This is a genomic window from Rhodomicrobium sp. Az07 (genome assembly GCF_018619475.1).
In the GTDB taxonomy this organism is placed as follows: Bacteria; Pseudomonadota; Alphaproteobacteria; order Rhizobiales; family Rhodomicrobiaceae; genus Rhodomicrobium.
In genome coordinates, this window is the sequence record NZ_JAHFZG010000012.1 from 66,253 (window position 1) to 85,965 (window position 19,713).

General features: G+C 63.6%; 17 protein-coding genes. 5 read left to right on the forward strand and 12 right to left on the reverse strand.

Annotated elements, in window-relative coordinates; all coding sequences use genetic code 11:
• Positions 1–230: 230 nt before the first annotated feature.
• Positions 231–1,286, forward strand: coding sequence for a cysteine synthase A (locus tag KKP04_RS10330; RefSeq protein ID WP_215030454.1), 1,056 nt, complete (start codon positions 231–233; stop codon positions 1,284–1,286).
• A 237-nt stretch (positions 1,287–1,523) separates the two neighbouring features.
• A complete protein-coding gene (gene sseA, locus KKP04_RS10335; protein ID WP_215030458.1) occupies positions 1,524–2,384 on the forward strand; it encodes a 3-mercaptopyruvate sulfurtransferase in 861 nt (286 codons plus the stop codon).
• Between the two features lie 83 nt (positions 2,385–2,467).
• Here sseA and KKP04_RS10340 read toward each other — a convergent pair whose 3' ends face one another.
• The 6 genes from KKP04_RS10340 to KKP04_RS10365 all read right to left on the reverse strand — a co-directional run bounded on the left by KKP04_RS10340 (position 2,468) and on the right by KKP04_RS10365 (position 10,588).
• The gene (locus KKP04_RS10340) at positions 2,468–3,388 is read right to left on the reverse strand and encodes a U32 family peptidase (protein WP_215030461.1); all 921 of its coding nucleotides are present in this window, start codon (positions 3,386–3,388) and stop codon (positions 2,468–2,470) included.
• A complete protein-coding gene (locus KKP04_RS10345; protein ID WP_215030464.1) occupies positions 3,388–4,380 on the reverse strand; it encodes a peptidase U32 family protein in 993 nt (330 codons plus the stop codon). The genes KKP04_RS10340 and KKP04_RS10345 overlap by 1 nt, the downstream gene beginning before the upstream one ends.
• On the reverse strand, positions 4,377–5,057 hold the full coding sequence (locus KKP04_RS10350) for an SCP2 domain-containing protein (RefSeq protein ID WP_215030481.1): 681 nt from the start codon (positions 5,055–5,057) through the stop codon (positions 4,377–4,379). The genes KKP04_RS10345 and KKP04_RS10350 overlap by 4 nt, the downstream gene beginning before the upstream one ends.
• A 156-nt stretch (positions 5,058–5,213) precedes the next feature.
• Positions 5,214–8,378, reverse strand: coding sequence for an efflux RND transporter permease subunit (locus KKP04_RS10355; protein ID WP_215030484.1), 3,165 nt, complete (start codon positions 8,376–8,378; stop codon positions 5,214–5,216).
• Positions 8,379–8,382: 4 nt separating this feature from the next.
• Entirely contained in the window at positions 8,383–9,627 is a 1,245-nt protein-coding gene (locus KKP04_RS10360; protein WP_215030487.1) for an efflux RND transporter periplasmic adaptor subunit, read from the reverse strand.
• Positions 9,628–9,787: 160 nt separating this feature from the next.
• Complete coding sequence (locus KKP04_RS10365) at positions 9,788–10,588, reverse strand: DUF2189 domain-containing protein (protein ID WP_215030490.1); 801 nt, start codon at positions 10,586–10,588, stop codon at positions 9,788–9,790.
• Between the two features lie 254 nt (positions 10,589–10,842).
• Between KKP04_RS10365 and KKP04_RS10370 the strand changes: the two genes are divergently transcribed.
• Positions 10,843–11,544: a Crp/Fnr family transcriptional regulator gene (locus KKP04_RS10370; RefSeq protein WP_371818766.1), complete on the forward strand. Its 702-nt coding sequence runs from the start codon at positions 10,843–10,845 to the stop codon at positions 11,542–11,544.
• 34 nt (positions 11,545–11,578) lie between these two features.
• Here KKP04_RS10370 and KKP04_RS10375 read toward each other — a convergent pair whose 3' ends face one another.
• The 5 genes from KKP04_RS10375 to KKP04_RS10395 all read right to left on the reverse strand — a co-directional run bounded on the left by KKP04_RS10375 (position 11,579) and on the right by KKP04_RS10395 (position 16,893).
• Positions 11,579–13,183, reverse strand: a complete 1,605-nt coding sequence (locus tag KKP04_RS10375; RefSeq protein ID WP_215030509.1) for an SUMF1/EgtB/PvdO family nonheme iron enzyme — start codon at positions 13,181–13,183, stop codon at positions 11,579–11,581.
• 378 nt (positions 13,184–13,561) lie between these two features.
• Positions 13,562–13,741 (reverse strand): hypothetical protein, encoded by a 180-nt coding sequence (locus KKP04_RS10380; protein ID WP_215030512.1) that lies wholly within the window; start codon positions 13,739–13,741, stop codon positions 13,562–13,564.
• 199 nt (positions 13,742–13,940) lie between these two features.
• Entirely contained in the window at positions 13,941–15,335 is a 1,395-nt protein-coding gene (locus KKP04_RS10385; protein WP_215030516.1) for an NAD(P)(+) transhydrogenase (Re/Si-specific) subunit beta, read from the reverse strand.
• On the reverse strand, positions 15,335–15,757 hold the full coding sequence (locus KKP04_RS10390) for an NAD(P) transhydrogenase subunit alpha (protein ID WP_215030519.1): 423 nt from the start codon (positions 15,755–15,757) through the stop codon (positions 15,335–15,337). Before KKP04_RS10390 ends, KKP04_RS10385 begins: the two co-directional genes overlap by 1 nt.
• Complete coding sequence (locus KKP04_RS10395) at positions 15,757–16,893, reverse strand: Re/Si-specific NAD(P)(+) transhydrogenase subunit alpha (RefSeq protein ID WP_251134031.1); 1,137 nt, start codon at positions 16,891–16,893, stop codon at positions 15,757–15,759. Before KKP04_RS10395 ends, KKP04_RS10390 begins: the two co-directional genes overlap by 1 nt.
• A gap of 343 nt (positions 16,894–17,236) precedes the next feature.
• Here KKP04_RS10395 and KKP04_RS10400 point away from each other — a divergent pair, with 343 nt between their 5' ends.
• Together KKP04_RS10400 and KKP04_RS10405 are read left to right on the forward strand one after the other, a co-directional pair.
• Positions 17,237–17,824 carry a hypothetical protein gene (locus tag KKP04_RS10400; RefSeq protein ID WP_215030522.1) on the forward strand — a complete coding sequence of 196 codons (588 nt, stop codon included), beginning with the start codon at positions 17,237–17,239 and terminating at the stop codon, positions 17,822–17,824.
• A 357-nt stretch (positions 17,825–18,181) separates the two neighbouring features.
• Positions 18,182–18,943 carry a DUF3108 domain-containing protein gene (locus KKP04_RS10405; protein ID WP_215030525.1) on the forward strand — a complete coding sequence of 254 codons (762 nt, stop codon included), beginning with the start codon at positions 18,182–18,184 and terminating at the stop codon, positions 18,941–18,943.
• Between the two features lie 32 nt (positions 18,944–18,975).
• Here the strand turns inward: KKP04_RS10405 and KKP04_RS10410 are convergent, their stop codons facing one another.
• Positions 18,976–19,581, reverse strand: coding sequence for a CAP domain-containing protein (locus KKP04_RS10410; RefSeq protein ID WP_215030528.1), 606 nt, complete (start codon positions 19,579–19,581; stop codon positions 18,976–18,978).
• Positions 19,582–19,713 lie beyond the last annotated feature (132 nt).

Below are 19,713 nucleotides of genomic sequence, written 5' to 3' on the forward strand. Positions count from 1 at the left end.
AGCCACGAGCCATCTTGACGCCGTGACGGAAAGCCGACGCCGGGCGTATTTCAGTGTCGGCTCCCGGCCTGCCGACACGAAACAGGTGTTTCGCGCGCGACACGCAGCGCGCTTCGGCGTTTCCAGGCGCCCATCGCGAAGCGGAAATTCCATCTCATTTCCGGTTTACAAGTTGTCTGCCCGGTTCAACGGCGCGATCATGGCAGCGTCCCAGCGAATCCGGCGAGCCCATGACTCACGCAAACGATACGTCCGCCCCGAAATCCTCTATCGTCGCAGCCATCGGCAACACGCCGCTGATCCGCCTCAAGCGCGCCTCCGAGGAGACCGGCTGCGAAATCTACGGCAAGGCCGAATTCATGAATCCCGGCCAGTCGGTAAAGGACCGTGCTGCGCTCTTCATCGTGCAGGATGCGGTGAAACAGGGCACCCTGAAGCCGGGCGGCACGATCGTGGAAGGCACGGCGGGCAACACCGGTATCGGCCTCGCGCTCGTGGCGAACGCGCTCGGCTACAAGGCGGTGATCGTGATCCCCGAGACGCAGAGCCAGGAAAAGAAGGACACGCTCCGCCTGCTCGGCGCGACGCTCGTCGAGGTTCCGGCGGTCCCGTACAAGAACCCGAACAATTATGTGAAGTATTCGGCGCGGCTCGCACACAAGCTCGCGACGGAGCGGCCGGAAGGCGCGGTCTGGGCGAACCAGTTCGACAACATCGCGAATCGGCGCGCGCATATCGAGACGACGGCTGAGGAAATCTGGCGGCAGACTGCGGGCCGCGTGGACGGCTTCATCTGTTCGGTCGGCACCGGGGGCACGCTCGCGGGCGCGTCGCTCGGGCTGAAGGCGAAGCGCGCCGGAATTGTCGTCGCCGTCGCGGATCCGTTCGGCTCCGCGATCTACAGCCACTATGCCCACGGAAAGCTCGAATCTACGGGCTCATCGATAACCGAAGGCATCGGCCAGGGGCGCATCACCGCAAATCTCGCGGGCGCGGAGTTTGATCGCGCCTATCGGATTCCCGACGAGGAAGCGCTCGACGTTGTGTTTCGCCTTCTCAGCGAGGAAGGGCTTTGCGTCGGCAGCTCGTCAGGCGTCAACGTCGCGGGCGCGGTGCGGCTCGGACGCGATCTCGGCCCCGGCCACACCATCGTGACGGTGCTCTGTGATTACGGCACGCGCTACCAGTCGAAGCTGTTCAACCCGGAATCCCTGCGCGGCAAGGGGCTGCCCGTGCCGCCGTGGCTCGACGCGCCGCAGACGCTGCCGACTGTGTTCGAAGCCTGACGCGTAAGCGAAGCGCTGACAGTTCGCGCCGCGCTCGGCGATGCTCCCTGTGCAGCCGGGGACGCTTCGCGCGTCGTAGCGAACGGCGCGCAGTTCAGGCGGGATCGCGAGCGGTTCGGATGGTCTTTTTGACGGCACGTTGTCGCTCCCGGTGGACCCGGCGCGCCTTCGACGCATTATCCATACCGTTCCGGGCGGACGCAGGTTAACTTATACAAAAGCGATTCAGGGGGAACGATGACCGATTTTTCGTCCAAATGGCTGGTCGAGACGGACTGGCTTGAAGAGCGCCTCGGCGCGCCGGGCCTTGTCGTGGTCGACGCCGGCCTCACCATGCCCGCCGACGCGCGTCCGGCGCACGAAGTCTACAATGAGAAGCATATCCCCGGAGCGCTCTATTTCGACATCGACGCGCTGTCCGATACCAACTCGCCCTATCCGCACATGCTGGCCTCGCCGGAAAAGTTCGCGTCGCGCATGCGAAAGGCGGGCATCGGCGACGGCATGAAGATCGTCGTTTACGATTCGAAGGGCATGTTCAGCGCGCCGCGCGCCTGGTGGATGTTTCGCGTCATGGGCCACGAAGATGTCGTGGTGCTGAACGGCGGGCTGAAAAAATGGCTCGCCGAAGGGCGCCCGGTTGAAGCGGGTGCGCCGACGCCGCGGTCGGAGCGGCATTTCACGGCCCGCAAGAACAGCGAACTCGTGCGCGAAATCGATGACATGATCGCGACCGTTCATGCGGGCCGCGCGCAAATCGCCGATGCACGCTCGAAACCGCGTTTCGAAGGCTCCGAGGTTGAGCTTCGCCCTGTCGCGCGGCTCGGCCATATGCCCGGCGCGCGGAACGTGCCGTATGGTTCGCTGATTGCGCCGGACGGGACGTTGAAACCGGCGGCGGACCTGCGCGCGGCGTTCGAGGCTGCGGGCATCCATCCGGAAAAACCGGTCATCACCACATGCGGATCTGGCGTGACGGCGTGCATTCTCGCGCTCGCGCTGGCCGTAACCGGCAACGAGCATGCGGCGGTTTACGACGGTTCATGGGCGGAATGGAGCGAGGTGCCGGAAGCGCCGGTTACGACAGGGCCAGCCTGATCGGAGCGCAGCGCGCGCGACCGCTCCTGCGTGACGGGCCGCCTTCCGGCGGCACCGTCGTTGTAAACTCGCCACGTCGCCGCTCAGGCGGCGTGGCGATCATTCCATGAAAGGCCCACGCGGCCATAATAGAAGCCGTTCACATACGGCACCGGATCGGTGACCGGCCGAAGCTTCGCCTCGGCTTCCGCCGGCGCGAGCCTGCCGTCTAGCGTGTCGCGGAACAGGCGCGCGACTTCGACCATATCGACGGCCTGCGGCGAGAGGCGGAAATGCGTCACGCCCATCACGCGCAGCGCGTCAAGCTCGTGCAGCAGGACACCGTAGCCGTTCGACATGGTCGAGGTGCCGTTGATGGTGAGAATGTCGTCGCCGGTCACGGTCGTCGCGTTGAGGCCGTTCGGATCGAGGCCGCACACAAACTGGCACGAGTCCTTGGTCAGGCCGTTGGCGCGCGCATGATAGCAGCGCATCGCGATCGACAGCGTCTGCTTGCCGAACACCAGCACCTCGGTTTCAAGCTTGCCCGCGTTATCGGCCAGAACCTTGATCGAGGTCGCGGGAGCTTCCACCGGCAGCACGACGCGGAACGCGCCGTTCTTCGCCACGAAGTCGCGCGCACCCTCGTTGAACACGTTGATGAACGGCCCGATGACATGGGGGCGACCGTGCAACGCTTCGAGGCAGGCGACGTCGTTCGCTTCCACGATCAGGTCGGCATCGGCGGCCTCGCGGATCGCCTTCACCTCGCGCGGCTGCGTGACGAGCGCCAGTGTCGAAAGCACCACTTCCTTGCCCGCGGATTTCAGCCGCTCGATGACTTCCGGGAGGTGGTCCTCGAAAAACGGCTCGCGCTTCGAACATATCACCTCGCCGACATAGACGGTATCGACCGGCATTTCGTCGGCGGCGCGGAAGTAGAAGTCGCGGCGCGCTTCCGGCGTCCAATGGTGAAGAAGCGGCCCAAGCGTCAGCCTGGCGGACTTTGCGGTTTCGTTTGACATCAGCGCCAGCCCTTCTTGTACGCGCCGAACGTCTGGCGACCGCCCTCGGACAGCTCGCTGAGATCGTCGGTCGAGCGCGTCTCGCCCGTTTCCACCGCGTCGAGCGCCTTGCGGAAAGCGCTCACAACCTCGGCCACATAGGCTTTGCTTCTCTGGCGGCCTTCGATCTTCAGCGCCGTTACACCGGCCTTCTTCAACTCAGAGAGAATGTCGAGCGCATTCAGCGCAATCGGATCCTCGAAGATATAACCCGCCTTGCCGCAAGCGACGTAGCGCGCCTTGCACGGCGTCGGATAGGCCGCGCCCTCGCCCTTGGCCACGCGGTTCAGCACGACATCGCCGAGGCAGGACAGCACGAAGTCGCCATCCTCCTTGTAGGTGACGTGGCTCGCGGGCGCGCAGGCGCCTTCGCTCGTCGGCGAGAGGCCGGTCATGTAGGAGGACAGGAAGCAGCGGCCTTCGGACATCGGCCCAACGGAGCCGTAGCCGAACACCTCGATTTCCATGCCCGTTTCCTTGGCCACGTGCGCCACCTCATCGACGGAGAGGATGCGCGGCAGCACCACGCGCTTCACGCCAAACTGGTCGCGATAGTAGTTGATGGACAGCGGGTTCGCGGCGGACGCCTGCACGGACAGATGACGGCGCAGATTCGGATGCTTGTTCGCCGCGTAGTCGAGCACGCCGATGTCGGCAAGGATGACGGCGTCGGCACCCGCCATGGCGGCGTTGTCGATGGCGTCCTTCCACGACTTCATCTCGCCAGCGGGCGGGAACGTGTTGATGGCGACGAGCACCTTCGCGCCCTTCGAGTGGGCGTATGCGACGCTTTCGATCATTTCGTCGACGTCGAAATTCAGGCCGGGATAGTTGCGCGCATTGGTCCGGTCGGCAAAGCCGCAATAGACCGCGTCCGCGCCCGCTTCGATGGCTGCCTTGAGGGCGGCGGGATTGCCGGCGGGGCTGAGAAGTTCAAGGGAGTGCTGTGTCATGAGTGTGCCGGATCCTGGCTCGCTCCTTTCGCGAGCTTCTCCCGCACTTCGAGCTTGGCAAGGCGGGTCTGAAGCGTCTTGATTTCGGCCTTGAGAGCGTCGCGTTCGTTGGCCCAGGCCGGGGCCGCCGGATCCGATGCTCTCTCTTCGCGAAGCGAGTCGATGAACTCGGCTGCGCGATGGCGTGCAGCTTCGCGGGCGCGTCCGAGCACCGTCAGCGCGCGTTCTGCCGGTTTCTGAAGCGGCCCGAACATCGAGGTGACGTCAGCGAACAGGTCGATTTCCTCGCGGTCGAGCGTGTTGCGGAGCGCGACCACGGCGGCCGTGTCGCCCGCGATGACGAGACCGCGCGTGAAGAACAGCGCATCGCCATCGATGCGGCCCTGAAGCAGGTTCAGGAGGACGTCGATATCGCCCTTGATGCACGCATCGCCGGGAGTTTCGTCGCGCGGATCGAGGAGACGCACGTACGCCTTCTCGTCGCCGCCGAACTTCAGCGCGAAGCGGTGCGGGAGATCCGACGGCTCGACGTGGATCACATAGGGCTTGAGCCGCGCCAGATTCTTGAACAGGCGTGGGTGTGCGCGCTCCATCTTGCGCAGGAGTGCGTCTATAGCGCGCGCCAGCACAAAAGGCGGCGCAACGGTCATGGCGCCGCGAACGAGGGGCGTCGGCATATTCGATGGCTTCATGGGGCCGGATGATGAGTAAAGATCGACCCACGGTCAAGCCGAAAGGCGGCGCGTCATCTGGAAGCGGGGGTGGCATTTTGTCGACCGCATTCGGCCAAAAAGAAATGGCCGGGCAAACCCCGGCCATTCGCGAGACGAACGCTATGCCGCCGGTTGTTCGTCCGGCGGATGCGGGGTCTGGCGCTCGTAAGCCGAGCCGAGCAGGCGCTTCTTGACCCGCTCGCGCACCGACTGGAACACCACATACAGCATCGGAATGATGAGAATGCCGACGAAGCTCGCGGCGATCATGCCCGCGAACACGGGCGTGCCCACGTCTCGCCGCGTGACCATCGCGGCGCCCGTCGCCACCACCAGCGGATATAGCCCGAGGATGAAGGCGATGGATGTCATCATCACGGCGCGGAATCTTGTCCGCGCGCCGCGCACGGCGGATTCCATGATCGGAATGCCCTTGTCGTGCTCTTCCTTCGCGAATTCCACGATCAGGATCGCGTTCTTTGCCGCGAGCGCGATAAGCACGACGAGACCGATCTGCGCGTAAAGGTCGAGCGTCAGCCCCGCGATCAGTATCCCCGCCATCGCGCCGAGGATCGCGACCGAGATGGAGAGGATCACCGAGATCGGCACCGACCAGCTTTCGTAAAGCCCGACCAGGAAGAGATAGGCGAACAGGAGCGCGAGCGCGAGAATGACGCCTGTCTGACCCGAAGCCTCATACTCCTGATAGGCGGTGCCGGTCCATTCGTAGGAGAACCCGTTCGGCAGCGTTTTCTTCGACACCGCGTCCATCGCCTGAAGCGCCGCGCCCGACGAAACGCCCGGCGCCGGGCTGCCCGTGATCGAGACGGAGCGATAGTTATTGTAGCGCGAGATGACCTGCGGGCCGACCACGATCCGCGCCGAGGCGATCGCCTGAAGCGGCACCACCGCGCCTTTCGAGTTTCGGATGTAGATCCGCCAGAGCGACTCGATATCGGTCCGGTTTTCGGCGATGCCCTGAATGTTCACCTGCCAGGTTCGCCCGAACATGTTGAAATCGTTCACATAGTAGCCGCCGAGCGTCGCCTGCAACGCCGTGAAGATATCGGCGATGTTAATGCCGAGCGCCTGCGCCTTGTCGCGGTCGATGTCGAGATAGATGGACGGATTCGAGGCCGTAAACGTCGAGAACACACGGGTCAGGCGCGGATCCTGATTGGCTGCCATCAGAAGGCCGCCCATGACGCTGGCGATCTTCGCGGGATCCTGACCTTCAAGCGCTTCGAGCTGATATTCGAAGCCGCCGCTCGTCGACAGGCCGATGATCGGCGGCACGTTGAACGCAAAGATGTTCGCCGTCCGGATTTCCTGCGTCATGCCGAACGTTCGGCCGATCATCGCCTGAACCGAGTTTTGAGGGCCGGGCCGGTCCGCGAACGGTTTCAGCCTCACCACCATGAAGGCTGAATTCGAAGCCGCGCTCTGATCGAGGAAGGAGAAGCCGATCACCGCGAAGGTCTGGTAGACCTCCGGCTGTTTCAGCATCATCCCTTCGACCTGTTTCGTCACCTCGGCCGTTCGCGACACCGAAGCGCCGTTCGGAAGCTGGATCACGACGAAATAGGCGCCCTGATCTTCCTCGGGGAGGAAGCCAGTCGGCGTCTTGAGCGACAGGAAATAGGCGCCCGCGGCGAACCCGCCCACGAGGAACAGCGAAACGAAGGCGACGCGCACCAGCCGTCGCACCACCCACGCATAGGAGTCGCGCGTGTCGTCGATGCGCCTCATGACCCAGCCCATGACGCCCTTTTTCTCGGCCGGTCTCAAGAACACGCGGCAAAGAGCCGGCGAGAGCGTCAGCGCAACGAGCGCCGAAATCAGCATCGCGATGGAGATTGTCACAGCGAACTGCCGGAACAACTGACCCGTGATGCCGGGCAGGAAGGCGGTGGGGACGAACACGGAAAGCAGCACGAGCGTGATGGCGAAGATCGGCCCCGTGATCTGATTCATCGCCTTTTTCGACGCCTCCGCTGGCGTCAGGTCTGGCTCCTCCTCCATCACGCGCTCGACGTTCTCAACCACAACGATGGCGTCGTCCACAACGATGCCAATGGCGAGCACCAGCGCGAGAAGCGAGATTGTATTTGCGGAATAGCCGAGGAGCAGCAGAACCGCGAAGGTGCCGACGAGGCTCACCGGCACCGCGATGGCCGGAATGATCGTTGCCTTCAGGTTTCCGAGGAACAGGAAGACGACGATCACCACCAGGACGAACGCTTCAACGATCGTCTTTATGACTTCGTGGATGGTGTCGGAGATGAAGGACGTTGAGTCGAAGACGACGAGATAATTCAGGCCCTGCGGAAAGCGGGGCTTCAGCTTCTCCATCGTCGCGTTGACGCGGGCTGCCGTCGCCACGGCGTTGGCACCGGGCGCGAGGTAGATACCCATCGCCACCGCAGGCTTGCCGCTGAGGCGGCTCTCGGAATCTTCGTTTTGCGCGCCGAGTTGTACGTCCGCAACGTCGCGGACGCGAAGCACAGACCCGTCGGGATTCGCGCGGAGGATGATCGCGCCAAACTGTTCGGGCGTGGACAAGCGGCCCTGCGTTTCCAGGTTCATCTGGAATTGCTGGTCCGGGCTGATCGGCCTTGAACCGATGCGCCCGATGGGAGCCTGCAGGTTCTGTGCCTGGATGGCCCTGACGACGTCCGACGGCATGAGGTTGAGGCTCACGAGCCGCTCGATGTCGAACCAGATGCGCATCGAATAGTTGAGCCTGCCGAACAGCGACGCCTGGCCGACGCCCGGTGTGCGAGCGATCTCGTCGAGCACGTTGATCGTGGCGTAGTTCGTGATGAAGAGCGGGTCTTGCTCGCCCGTCTCGCTGTAGAGCATCATGAACTGGAGCACGGCCGACGAGCGCTTGCGCGTGATGACGCCTTGCCGGGTTACGATCTCCGGCAATTTCGACTGCGCGGACTGAACGCGGTTCGTCACGTTCACGGTGTTGATGTCGGGATCCGTGCCAAGCTCGAACGTGAGCGTGAGCGTGTACGTGCCGTCGTTCGCGCTGTTCGACTTCATGTACAGCATCTTGTCGACGCCGATCATCTGCGCTTCGAGCGGCTGCGCGACGCTCGCCTCGACCACTTCAGCCGAAGCGCCCGGATAATTCGCCGTGACCTGCACCTGCGGCGGCACGATGTCAGGGAACTGCGAGACGGGAAGATTAATGAGGCCGAGAATGCCCGCGATCGTGATGACGATCGACAAGACGATCGCGAGGCGCGGCCTGTCGATGAAGACCGAGGAAATCATGGAATCACCGCTTCCCGTCGTCGGGCTTGTTCGCTGATGGAGCGGCGGGAGCGCCCGCGGAAGTCAGCGGCGCGGCGGGCTGCGCCGCTCCCGGCTGAGGGGCCGGCGGTCCGGGCAGGACCGGCTGACCCGGTTTCACGCGTTGCAACCCCTCGACCACGATGTTTTCACCCGCCGACAAACCTTTGAGGACGAACGCCTTGGTGCCCGTCGTCTGACCGAGTTCAATGCGGCGCAGCTCTGCTTTGTTGTCGGCGCCGACAACAAAGACGTAATCGCCCCGCTGGTCTGTCAGAACGGCTGCCCGCGGGATCGCGACGGCTTGAACCGGCTGCACGCCTTCGAGAATCACGCGCACGAACTCGCCATCGGACAACTCGCGGAGCGCGACGCCCTTGGTGATGTTGATTTGCGGATTGGGTATCGTGCCCCGTATGATGATCGTGTCGGTATCGGTCGACACGGTGTTGTCGACGAAGTTGACCTCGCCTTCCTTTTCGTAAATACGACCGTCGGGTAGTCTTAGCTTGATGCGGACAGCGTCGAAGCCGCCGCGCGCCGCATACCGCGCCGCCAATTCATTAACGGCGCGCACAGCTACCGGGAAAACGACATACATCGGATCCTGACTGACAATGGTGGTCAGGGTGCCCGAGTTCGGCGTCACATAGTTGCCCTCGGTGATCGCGGTGCGGCCGATCTTGCCGGTGATCGGCGCGACGATGTCGGTATAACCGAGATTGATTTCCGCCGTCTGCAACTGCGCTTGCGCCCCGAGCACCTGCGCGGCGAAGCTCCGCTGCTGGGCGAGCGCGCTGTCATAAGCGGACTGCTGACCGGCGGGACCGCCAAGCAACGATTTCGCGCGATCGAGCGTCAGCTTCGCATTTTCGAGCTGTGCCTTGAGCTGGTCCACCACGGCGCGCCGCGCGTCCACCTCGGCCTTGAATGGCGGCTGCTCGATGCGATAGAGCGGCTCGCCCTTCTTGACATCGGACCCCTCGTCGAAAAAGCGCTTTTCGAGGAAGCCCGATACGCGCGCCACGATATTCACGCGGTCCGTGGCCTGGATGCGCCCGAGAAATTCGCTCGTCTGGGTGAGCGGCTGCTCTTCCGCGCGGACCACGCCGACTGCGGGCGGCCCGGCTGCGGGGGCCTGAGCCTCGGCGCCTTCGACAGCGGCGAAAGCGGAAACGATTGGAAGAAGCGCCCAGAGCAAACGACGCGTCTTGCGAAGCCGGAAAGTCAAAGCGCCCTCTTGGGATTACGTTGGCATTGAGTATTTCGTTAGATAGCTTTTCGGCATTACAATCGCCTGCAAGCGTGCCAACGCTCTCCCGCGACGAATTGCCCGAGTGCGGACCTATAATGTCTTGCCCTGCGAGACAACCTTCTCTTTGTATCGAACCTTACCGCCCCCCGGTAAGTTCCCGGTAAGCGTGCCAACTTGCATGACCGATCAGAGGAAACGCGACAGCAAGGCCGACAAAGAGCGTCAAGCAGCCGAGCACGACAATTCCGAGGATCAAAGCCGCCCAGAGAAGCATCGCTTCCGGATTCGTTCTGACGGCCTGCACGCTCTGAATCATGGCGGTCACGACATCGACATGGCGGTCGAGCAGCATCGGCACCGAAATCGCCGAGATGGCATAGGTGACGAGCGCGAAAAGGGCGCCAACCGCAGTCCCGACAACCGCGAGACCCAGCCCGTGCCATGTGAACAGGAGTGTCGGAATCAACGACTCGGCCGTTGGATAAGTTGCGGCCGCACCAAAAAACAGCATGAAAAGAAGAAACGCGACGCGCATCCAGAAGATGAAAAGAAGGAGCAGCGCCACGCCGAAAAACGCAAGGCGAGAGCCGTTTTCGCGGATCGCGGCGGTGATGTCGGCCCACGACGTGGCCTCGCCGCGCTCCCGCCTGCGGCTGATTTCATAAAGCCCGACGGCGAGGACGGGGCCCAGGAGGAGAAATCCCCCGGCCAGCGGAAGAATCAGCGGCAGCGCGCTTGAAAGCGCGAGGGCCAGCAGAAACAGCCAGGCGATCCCCGCGAACACCGCGCCATAAACCAGGCTGATCTGCGGCGCGGCGGTCAGATCCCGCCATCCGGCTGCCAGCCAGGCCCACGGAGCATCGAACGGAACACGCGCTATGGCGGGAGCGGCGTCACCGCCTTTGGGAACCGGCCCTGCATTGTTTGTGGCGCTCATCGCGAACTCCCCTTCAGGCCATTCCATGGCAAATATGGGTGCGGCCATTTTTCTCGTTTGATTCAGGTCAAAGTTCTTCCCCAACAGTCACACAGGTCTAAAGTGGTCTCGAAGAACCGATTTTCGCAGGGAGCCCTTTCCGAGGGTCGTTCATCCGCTTGGAAATGTTTCCGCCAAACGACCACGCAAGCCGCTGCACGACATGCGCAATAAGGCATCGATCCATATGCGACGCGCTGAACGCGACCGAGATCGTGAGCCTTAACCGGATAGCGCGCAGCCGCACCGTGCCCGCCGGCCGGATGATTCTCGGCGAAGGGCAGACACGGAGCGTCTTCGCGAACATCGTCTCCGGCGTGGTCAAGCTGACGAAGACGCTGGACGACGGGAGGCAGCACATCATTGGCCTGCTGTTCCCTTCGGACTTTCTCGGCCGCGCATTTCGGGCCGAAAACCCCTATTTCGCGGAAGCCGCGACCGACGTGGAACTTTGCGTTTTCCCGACCGCCGGGTTCGAGCGCCTGCTCGCCGAGCACTCGGAACTGGAGCACAGGCTGTTTCAATTCACGCTCACCGAACTCGACGCCTGTCAGGAATGGATGTTGCTGCTTGCTCGCAAGAAGGCCGAGGAGCGCGTGGCGAGCTTCCTTCTGATGATCGCGAAGCGCGTGCCCAACATGGAATGCTCGCTCGCCGAAAAGCGCGAGCAAGTCCACTTCGTGCTGCCGCTTTCACGCTCCGAGGTTTCCGATTGCCTCGGCCTCACCATCGAGACCGTGAGCCGTCAGATCACGCAGCTGAAGACGAAAGGTATCATCGAACTCGTAAACTATCGCGAAATTCTGATCCCGGATCTCGCGCGACTTCGAGAGGCCGCCTACGATTTGGCGGGGCATGCGTCTCCGTCACCTCTCAAGGCGCACAAAGCGAGGCGAAGTGTCTCCTCAGACGACTGAAGTTTCTTTCGAGGCGAGACCGGTTTCGGTCGTCCTACGGCTCACCCAGCGCGGTTCTCGCGGGCGGTAATATATCGCGAGCGACCCGAAAGCCGAGCATCGGGGCGCCGATATCGGCGAATTCCCGTGCGCGCGCGGAAAACCGGGCCGCGTCGCCTCGGATCGCTCCGCGCACCACCCGATAGGCGCAGTCACCGCCTGAAGCCGAGAGCCACGCCGCGCCATCGGCGGGCGCGCGGTCATAGTTCGCATGCCAGCAGTCCTCGACCCACTCGAAGACGGTGCCGGTGTGGAGGCCCCACGCATTCGCGCTGGTGACGCTCGCCCGCGCATAGCGCATGCGCCCTAACGGCCCCCCGCCCCCTAATTCCGGCATCGGGTCGAAAGGCAGGCGGTTTGCTTGATACGACCGGCCCAAGCGGTTGCGGTCGGAGGTCGCCCGCAGCGCATATTCCCATTCGGCCTCGCTGAGAAGCCGGTAGCGCCGCCCGGTGGTCTGACTCAACCAGTCGACATACCCTTTCGCGTCGAACCATGTGAGGCGCGTCGCCGGAACGGTCGGCCCGACGGCGAGAAGCGAGGACAATGTAAGCCTGCACACGCCAGCGTCCACGCAGGCGCGCCAGTTCCCGGCCGAGATCACCCGCTTCGAGATCGCGAGCGGCTTTTTGATAACGACGCGATGGGCCGGCGCCTCCTCGGGACGGTAGCCCGCGCTTTCCGGGCGGGCGCCGACGACCGCCTGCCCGGCGGGGATCACGACCATCTCGGGGCAATGAGCGCAATCCGAAAAGCTTTCCCGCTGGCCGTTGCCCGGTTCGAACTGTCGCACGACTTCGCGGGCGGGCAGGCCGGTCGGCACATCCAGCACGCCGCCAACGGAAGACGGCACCTTCCTTGCGGCGGCGTTCGACCGGGGATCGGCCGCCAACGGCACGGGCCGATCGGGCACAGCCGCGACGGCGCGCGGTTCGACCGAAGGCTCGCTTGCCGATTCAATGCCGGTGGTGCTTGGCGCAAGCGGCTTTTCGGCGGCGGGCTTTTCGATCGCCGCCGTTCGCCGGATCACCGTTTCAGCCGGAGCGGAGGGCGCAGGAGCTATCACCGGCGACGGCGACACCGGTTGCGCGGCCTCCGAGGAAGCCGCCTGCGGCTTCGTGGCGGATGCCGCGTTGTCCGTGCGTTCGGCCGCCACCTGCTCGACGCTCCCCTCGGCCTGCGTCAGGGTCTCGTGTGCGTGCCTGTCGGATTTCGTCGCGGCGATGCGGAGGGAATCCTGCGATTTCTGGCCGTCCTTCGTTCCGCCGAAGTAGAAGACGCCGCCAACCATGAGAGCCGCGACAACGACCCCCGCCGCAACGCCCGCGACGAAGGCGTTCGGGCGCAAGCGCTCGCCAAACGCGGTCAACTGCCTCCCTTGAGACAATTCCTCGTCATAGGCCGCGCGGCGCTCGGGATCCTTCAGGGTTTCATAGGCTTCCGTGAAGCGCCTGAAGTCGAGGTCGGACGCCACGCCCGAGGCCTGCTGGCTGTCGGGATGATATTTCTTGGCGAGCGCGCGAAAGGCCTGACGGATTTCGACGTCGGTCGCTTCTCTCTTGACGCCGAGAATGCTGTAAAAATCGGGCTCACCGTTCATGGCGTGATTGCCTGACCGCCACATTATGATTTCGCACGCCTTCGGGCTGAGGCGCGCCGATATAGGGTAGGACGCCGTCTAGGGCAATGATGGGGCGCATTTGCGGCAACCCCCGGGCCGTCTCGGGAGAAATCATGCGGTCGCTTTTCGGGCTCACGTCGTAAACCAAAGCGCCTCTCGCGTTGTGCTTTTCGCAATCCGGGGGGCGCCCGGCCTCGCAGCGTGAGGTCGCAAAAAGAACGCCGGCACGGCGCGCCATGCCGACATTGAAAGCTAACGCCGAGAGGCACCCGCTGCGGCGCCCTGACAATAGAGCCTACAGTGTCGCCCCGCCTGGCGTGAGCAAGGCAAACCGTCTTGCCCCGCCAGATGAAAGCTTTAGAACAGCTTCGAAATAGCGACCAGCCCGAGAGCCAGAAGAAGGGCCTTCGCCGCACCGTCCGGATTGAAGCTGACGACAAGACTGTTAACGAAATCGATCGGAGCGATGAGAGTGTTATATCCGACAAGCGCGGCAATGACGATGCCGATCAGCCAGAGCAAGTAACTGAGATTCATTGTAGTCCCCCAAATCTTTTGACGGCGGGCAAAACGCAGCAATACCAGCCGAAAGCTAAAGAAAGCGCCCCCTGTTTACAAGGGGCATGACGCCACAAATCATCCGTATGCACCGGTGATCCCCGGATTCGGATGACGCAGCCTGTTCCCGCTGGTGGACAGGCGCGGCACCATGACCGCCGCGCCCCGATTTCCCCGTTTAGATCGCCTTGACGATTTCTTCGGTCATCTTCTTGGCGTCACCGAAAAGCATCATCGTGTTGTCGCGGTAGAACAGCGTGTTGTCGATGCCTGCATAGCCGGAAGACAATGACCGTTTGATGAACATCACGGTGCCCGCCTTCCACACTTCGAGCACTGGCATGCCGTAGATCGGGGACGTCGGGTCTTCCTTCGCGGCCGGGTTCGTCACGTCGTTCGCGCCGATGACGAACGCCACGTCCGCTTGCGCGAATTCCGAGTTGATGTCCTCAAGCTCGAACACCTCGTCGTAAGGCACGTTCGCTTCCGCGAGCAGCACGTTCATGTGGCCCGGCATGCGGCCCGCGACAGGGTGAATCGCATATTTCACCTCGACGCCGGCCTCCTTCAGCTTGTCGGCCATCTCGCGAAGCGCGTGCTGCGCCTGCGCCACCGCCATGCCGTAGCCGGGCACGATGATGACCTTCGACGAGTTCTTGAGGATGAACGCCGCGTCGTCGGCCGAGCCTTGCTTGACGGGTCGCTGCTCCGTCGCACCGCCCGCCGCCGAGGTCTCGCCGCCGAAGCCGCCGAGGATCACCGAGATGAACGAGCGGTTCATGCCCTTGCACATGATGTACGACAGGATCGCGCCCGACGAGCCGACAAGCGCGCCGGTGATGATGAGCGCGGTGTTCGACAGCGTGAAGCCGATGCCCGCCGCCGCCCAGCCGGAGTAAGAGTTCAGCATCGAGACGACAACCGGCATGTCCGCGCCGCCGATGGGCACGATCAAGAGGATGCCGAACACGAACGATGCCGCCGCGATGGCCCAGAACAGCCTCGTGTCCTGCGTCTGCACGAACAGCACGATCATGACGATGACGCCCACCGCCAGCGCGAGGTTGATCAGGTGGCGCGCGGGCAAGAGGATCGGCTTGCCCGACATGTTGCCGTTGAGCTTGGCGAACGCGATGAGCGAGCCGGAAAACGTGATCGCGCCGATGGCGACGCCGAGCGTCATTTCGATGAGGCTTTGCGCGTAGACCGCGCCGGGCGTGCCGATGCCGAAGGCTTCCGGCGCGTAGAGCGCGGCAGCGGCGACGAACACGGCGGCGAGGCCGACGAGACTGTGGAACGCCGCGACGAGCTGCGGCATGGCCGTCATGGCGATCCGCCGCGCCGCGATGGCGCCGATGCCGCCGCCGAGTGCGATGCCGCCCGCGATCAGCGCCCAGCTTTCCGTCGTTTCAGGATGGGCGACACCGAGCGTGGTGGCGGTGGCGATGGCCATGCCGATCATGCCGAAGGTATTGCCCTGCCGCGAAGTCTCGGGCGAGGAAAGCCCGCGCAGCGCGAGGATGAACAGCACGCCGGAGGCGAGGTAAAGGAGAGCAACCAGACTCGGGTTCATCAGCGCTCACCCTTCTTTTCTTTTTTCTTGTACATGGCGAGCATGCGGCTCGTGACGAGGAAGCCGCCGAAGATGTTCACCGAGGCCATGACGAGCGCGAGGAAGCCGAACAGCTTCGCCCAGAATGTGCCGGCGGTGGAGATCACGTCCGCCGCCTCGACGCCAACCGCCAGCAGCGCGCCCACGACGATCACCGAGGAAATCGCGTTCGTGACCGACATCAGCGGCGTATGCAGCGCGGGCGTCACGCTCCACACCACGTAATAGCCGACGAAGATCGCCATCACGAAGATGGACAATTCGTAGACGAAGGGCGAAACGCCGTGCGAGCCTTCGGAGGCCGCCCACGCCGCGCCGGGCGCGAGCATCGTCAGCGCCGCAAGGCCGAGGCCCGCGAGCGCCGGGTAAAGCTTGGTTTTCATCAGGCACCTCCCTTGAGGCGCGGATGCACGATCTGGCCGTCTTTGGCGATCAGCGTGCCCGCGATGATTTCGTCGTCCCACTTGATGGCGAGCTTGCCTTCCTTCTTGTCGACCAGCGGTTCGAGGAAGGCATAGAGGTTGCGCGCGTAGAGCGCCGAGGCGTTGCCCGGCACCTGCCCCGCGAGGTTCGTCTGCCCCATGATGGTGACGCCCGCATGCTCGACGATCTGGCCGGGCACCGTGCCTTCCACATTGCCGCCGCGTTCCGCCGCAAGGTCCACGATCACGGAGCCGGGCTTCATGCTCTCGACCATCTCGCGCGTGACAAGGCGCGGCGCGGGGCGGCCGGGAATGAGCGCCGTGGTGATGACCACGTCCTGCGCGGCGATGTGGCTGGCGATCAGCGCCGCCTGCTTCTTCTTGTATTCGTCCGACATTTCCTTGGCGTAGCCGCCAGCGGTTTCAGCCGCCTTGAACTCCTCGTCCTCGACCGCGATGAACTTCGCGGCAAGGCTCGCAACCTGTTCCTTCGCGGCGGGGCGAACGTCGGTTGCGGAGATCACCGCGCCCATGCGGCGCGCCGTCGCGATGGCCTGAAGGCCCGCCACACCCGCACCCATGACGAAGACGCGGGCGGCCGGAACCGTGCCCGCCGCCGTCATCATCATCGGGAAGGCGCGGCCGAAATGCGCCGCAGCGTCGATCACGGCCTTGTAGCCCGCAAGGTTCGACTGCGACGAAAGGACGTCCATCGACTGCGCGCGCGTGATGCGGGGAATGAACTCCATCGCAAACGCCGAGACGCCCTTCGCCGCGAGCGCTTCGAGCCCGTCGCGTGCGCCGAACGGGTCGAGCATGGCGACGACGATGGCGCCGGGCTTCAACGCGGCGAGTTCCTCCGCCGAGGGGCGGCCGACTTTCAGGAGCACGTCGGCTTCGCGCACCGCATCCGCCGCGCTTTCGACGATGTCGGCGCCAGCCTCGGCAAACAGCCTGTCAGGCAGAAACGACCGGTCGCCCGCGCCAGCCTGAAACACGACGCGCGCGCCGAGACCTTTGAATTTTTTGGTGGTTTCAGGAGACAAGGCGACCCGCGTTTCGCCCTCTCCCTCCCGGGTTACGGAGATTGTGATCATGAGCCTATTGGAACGTTGGGGCTTCGATTAGGACCGTCGCCGCACCGCTGCGGCATGGCGACAACCGCACCAGACTTGTCACAGATTGTCTCTAGCTTATGCCGACACCGTTCGAGGTCGACATATCCACGGTCTCAACCGCTTTCGTTCGATCCCCGTTCATCGCCGGACCCCTCTTTTTGTTAGCCGAACATTTACACAAGTTTCTGCGACCGCCAAGTGTTGAACTCTGTATGCGCCATGCTAAATGAGCGCGCCATTGCCCAAATGGCTAGCATCGCGGCGCGGCGAAGCGCGCGAAACCGGGGGAGTTTTATTGCGTATGTCTAATTTCGATCGGAGTGTGAGCATCGTCCGTGGCGTGATGATTTCGCTCGGTTTTTCCATGGCGTTCGCGGGGGGAGCGTATGCGGAAGACGAAGGCGAGAAAGCCAAGCTGGCGCAATGCGCGAAAGACCTGTGTTCGATCATCGTCTCGAAGGACGCGAACGGGCCGGACGTGACCTGCGACGTCACCAAGACGTGGCAGAAAGAGGAAATCCAGAAAGGCGCCGAACAGAAGAAACTGTCCTGGGGCCAGGGCTCGGCGAAGTGCAGCGCCAAACTCAGCGTGAAGCGCGCCGATATCGTCGCTTCGCTCACGAAGCCCGTTCATGAGCTGAAAATCGAGAAGCAGGCGGTGTCCTGCGAGATCGGCGAAAGCAAATATCCGATCAGCGCCACGCTCGCGCCCGAGCTGAAGTTCAAGGATGGCGCGTCGACGAACGCAGCGCTGCACATCAACGACATCCAGGGTGCAACGCTGATCAAGGGCGCGGTCTGGACGGCCGCGACCCTCGAACAGAATTTCGGCCTGTTCGAAAAGGATCTGGTGCGCGAGATCAATCGCTTCGTCTCGAAGGAGTGCCCGAAGATCCTCGAAGCGAAGTAGCTTCGAAGGACACAACCACGGGGATCGCGAAGCCGCGGTCTCCAACTCTCCCACCGCTTTTTTCGGCGCCGGAGATTGTCTGAGCGAGTCTCGCCCTTCAACCGCCAGCCCACCGCGTTAACGATCTTGACGGGAATGCGATGAGCAACAGGTCGGCGAGCAACGACGATCACATTTCGACCACTGAAATCTGCAACCACAGGTCAGGGCAATCCTCACGTGGCAAACTGAGCTTTCGAACCGTGAGGCCGATGCGTCCCGCTTTTCGACCGGCTGAGATCGAAAGCGATTGACGCGCGGGACGAGCGGACGAACAAAGAGCCTCGGTCCTTCCTTGAGGAGGACAACTCGCATTGAATGCGTGGGATGACGTTGACGGTGAGGTTTTCGGCGGTCGGAAAGCGGAGAGATGGCGGGTGGCTCCTTGCCATCGCGGTCAGTCTCGTTTCGCTCGCGCTTGGCGCGAGCGCAGCCGAGGCGCAGCTTCTCGTGTCCCGCTATACAGTCCACATGGAGGGCGTCCGGGTTGGCCACGCGATCGTGCGCACGACCCTCGGCCCGGCCGACTACAAGGTCACGGTTTCGGCCGATGTCGGCCCGGTGCTTTCAAACACCAGGATCAACGGTGAGGCGACGGGCCTGCGCAACGGCTCGCATGTCACGCCGATGCGGTTCCGATTCGTGTCGTCGGGCGGCGAGGCGAGTTCGGTGAATTTCGCCGGCCCCGATGGCACGCCCGCCAGCGTCAATCCGCGCCTGCGTGGCGTTTTCGATCCGCTGTCGGCGATCGTTTTCGCCGCGCTCAACCCGCCCCCTCCCTCGGACGAGCCATGCAAGAGCCTGATCCCGATCATCCTCGCGCGCGCGCGTTTCGACATCGTGATGAGCCCGAAGCCCGGCGGCGCCGATCCGCGCTCGGAAATCATCGATTGCGACGCCTATTCGACCGTCAGCACGCCCGGCGCCAGCGGCGGCATCGGCGCGCAGAACGCCCGCTGGCAGATCGGCTTCAGCAAGGTTTCGCGTCCCGCGCTTTGGCTTGTCGAATATCTCGTGGTCCCGACCTCGAACGGCACGATGACCATCAGCCGCGAGGAAACGAACATTTCCGCTTCGTAGGCAGACGAGACGCACGAACGCAGCCGCTCCCGCTACTGGTGGCTCGGCTTCGGCCGGGGTTGCGCCGCTGGCGCTTTCTTCGGCGCGACCTTTTGCGTCACCTTCGTCACAAAGGGCTTCGGCTTCGGTGCGCAATCCGCCGTGCCGAACACCTGCACCATGCGGAACACCACGCGGTCGCCCTGTCGCCATGCCGCGATGCCGACGCCCACATTTTTGCCCTTGCCGAGCAGGTTCGCGTTGTGGCCCGGCGACTTCTTCCAGGCGTCCATCGCCTTCCTCGACGCCTCCGCCTCAGTCATCGGATTCGGCCTGCGCCAGCCGCCCCACATGTTCTCGGCAACGAAGCAGTAATTGTAGCCGGTCGCGCGAACGCGGATCGCCGGCGACCTGCCGTCTGCCGTGTGGCCGACGCCTTCCGTCGGGGCAAGGTAGCGGGCGTAAGCGGTCGCGGCCGCCTCAAGCTGCGGATGGCTCGAAACCGGAGGAAGGCCCTTCGCGGCGCGCCATGCGTTGGTTTCGGCGATCACGGCGCGGCTCACCGCCGCTCGGTCGAGCGGATAATCCTGTGCGTGAGCCGAGGAAAGACCGCCCCCTGCCGTCGCTGCGAGAGCGACGAGAAAAAATCTCGACGACATCGATGCTCGCTTGCTCCCCGTTTTGCGCTCGTCGAGCTTTCGCGCTGACATCGCAAAAGCCGCGCGCCGGGGGTGTCCCGCAGCGCCGACACATCCCTAACGCGAGTCGGTTTGTGAGCAAATACTGGGAGC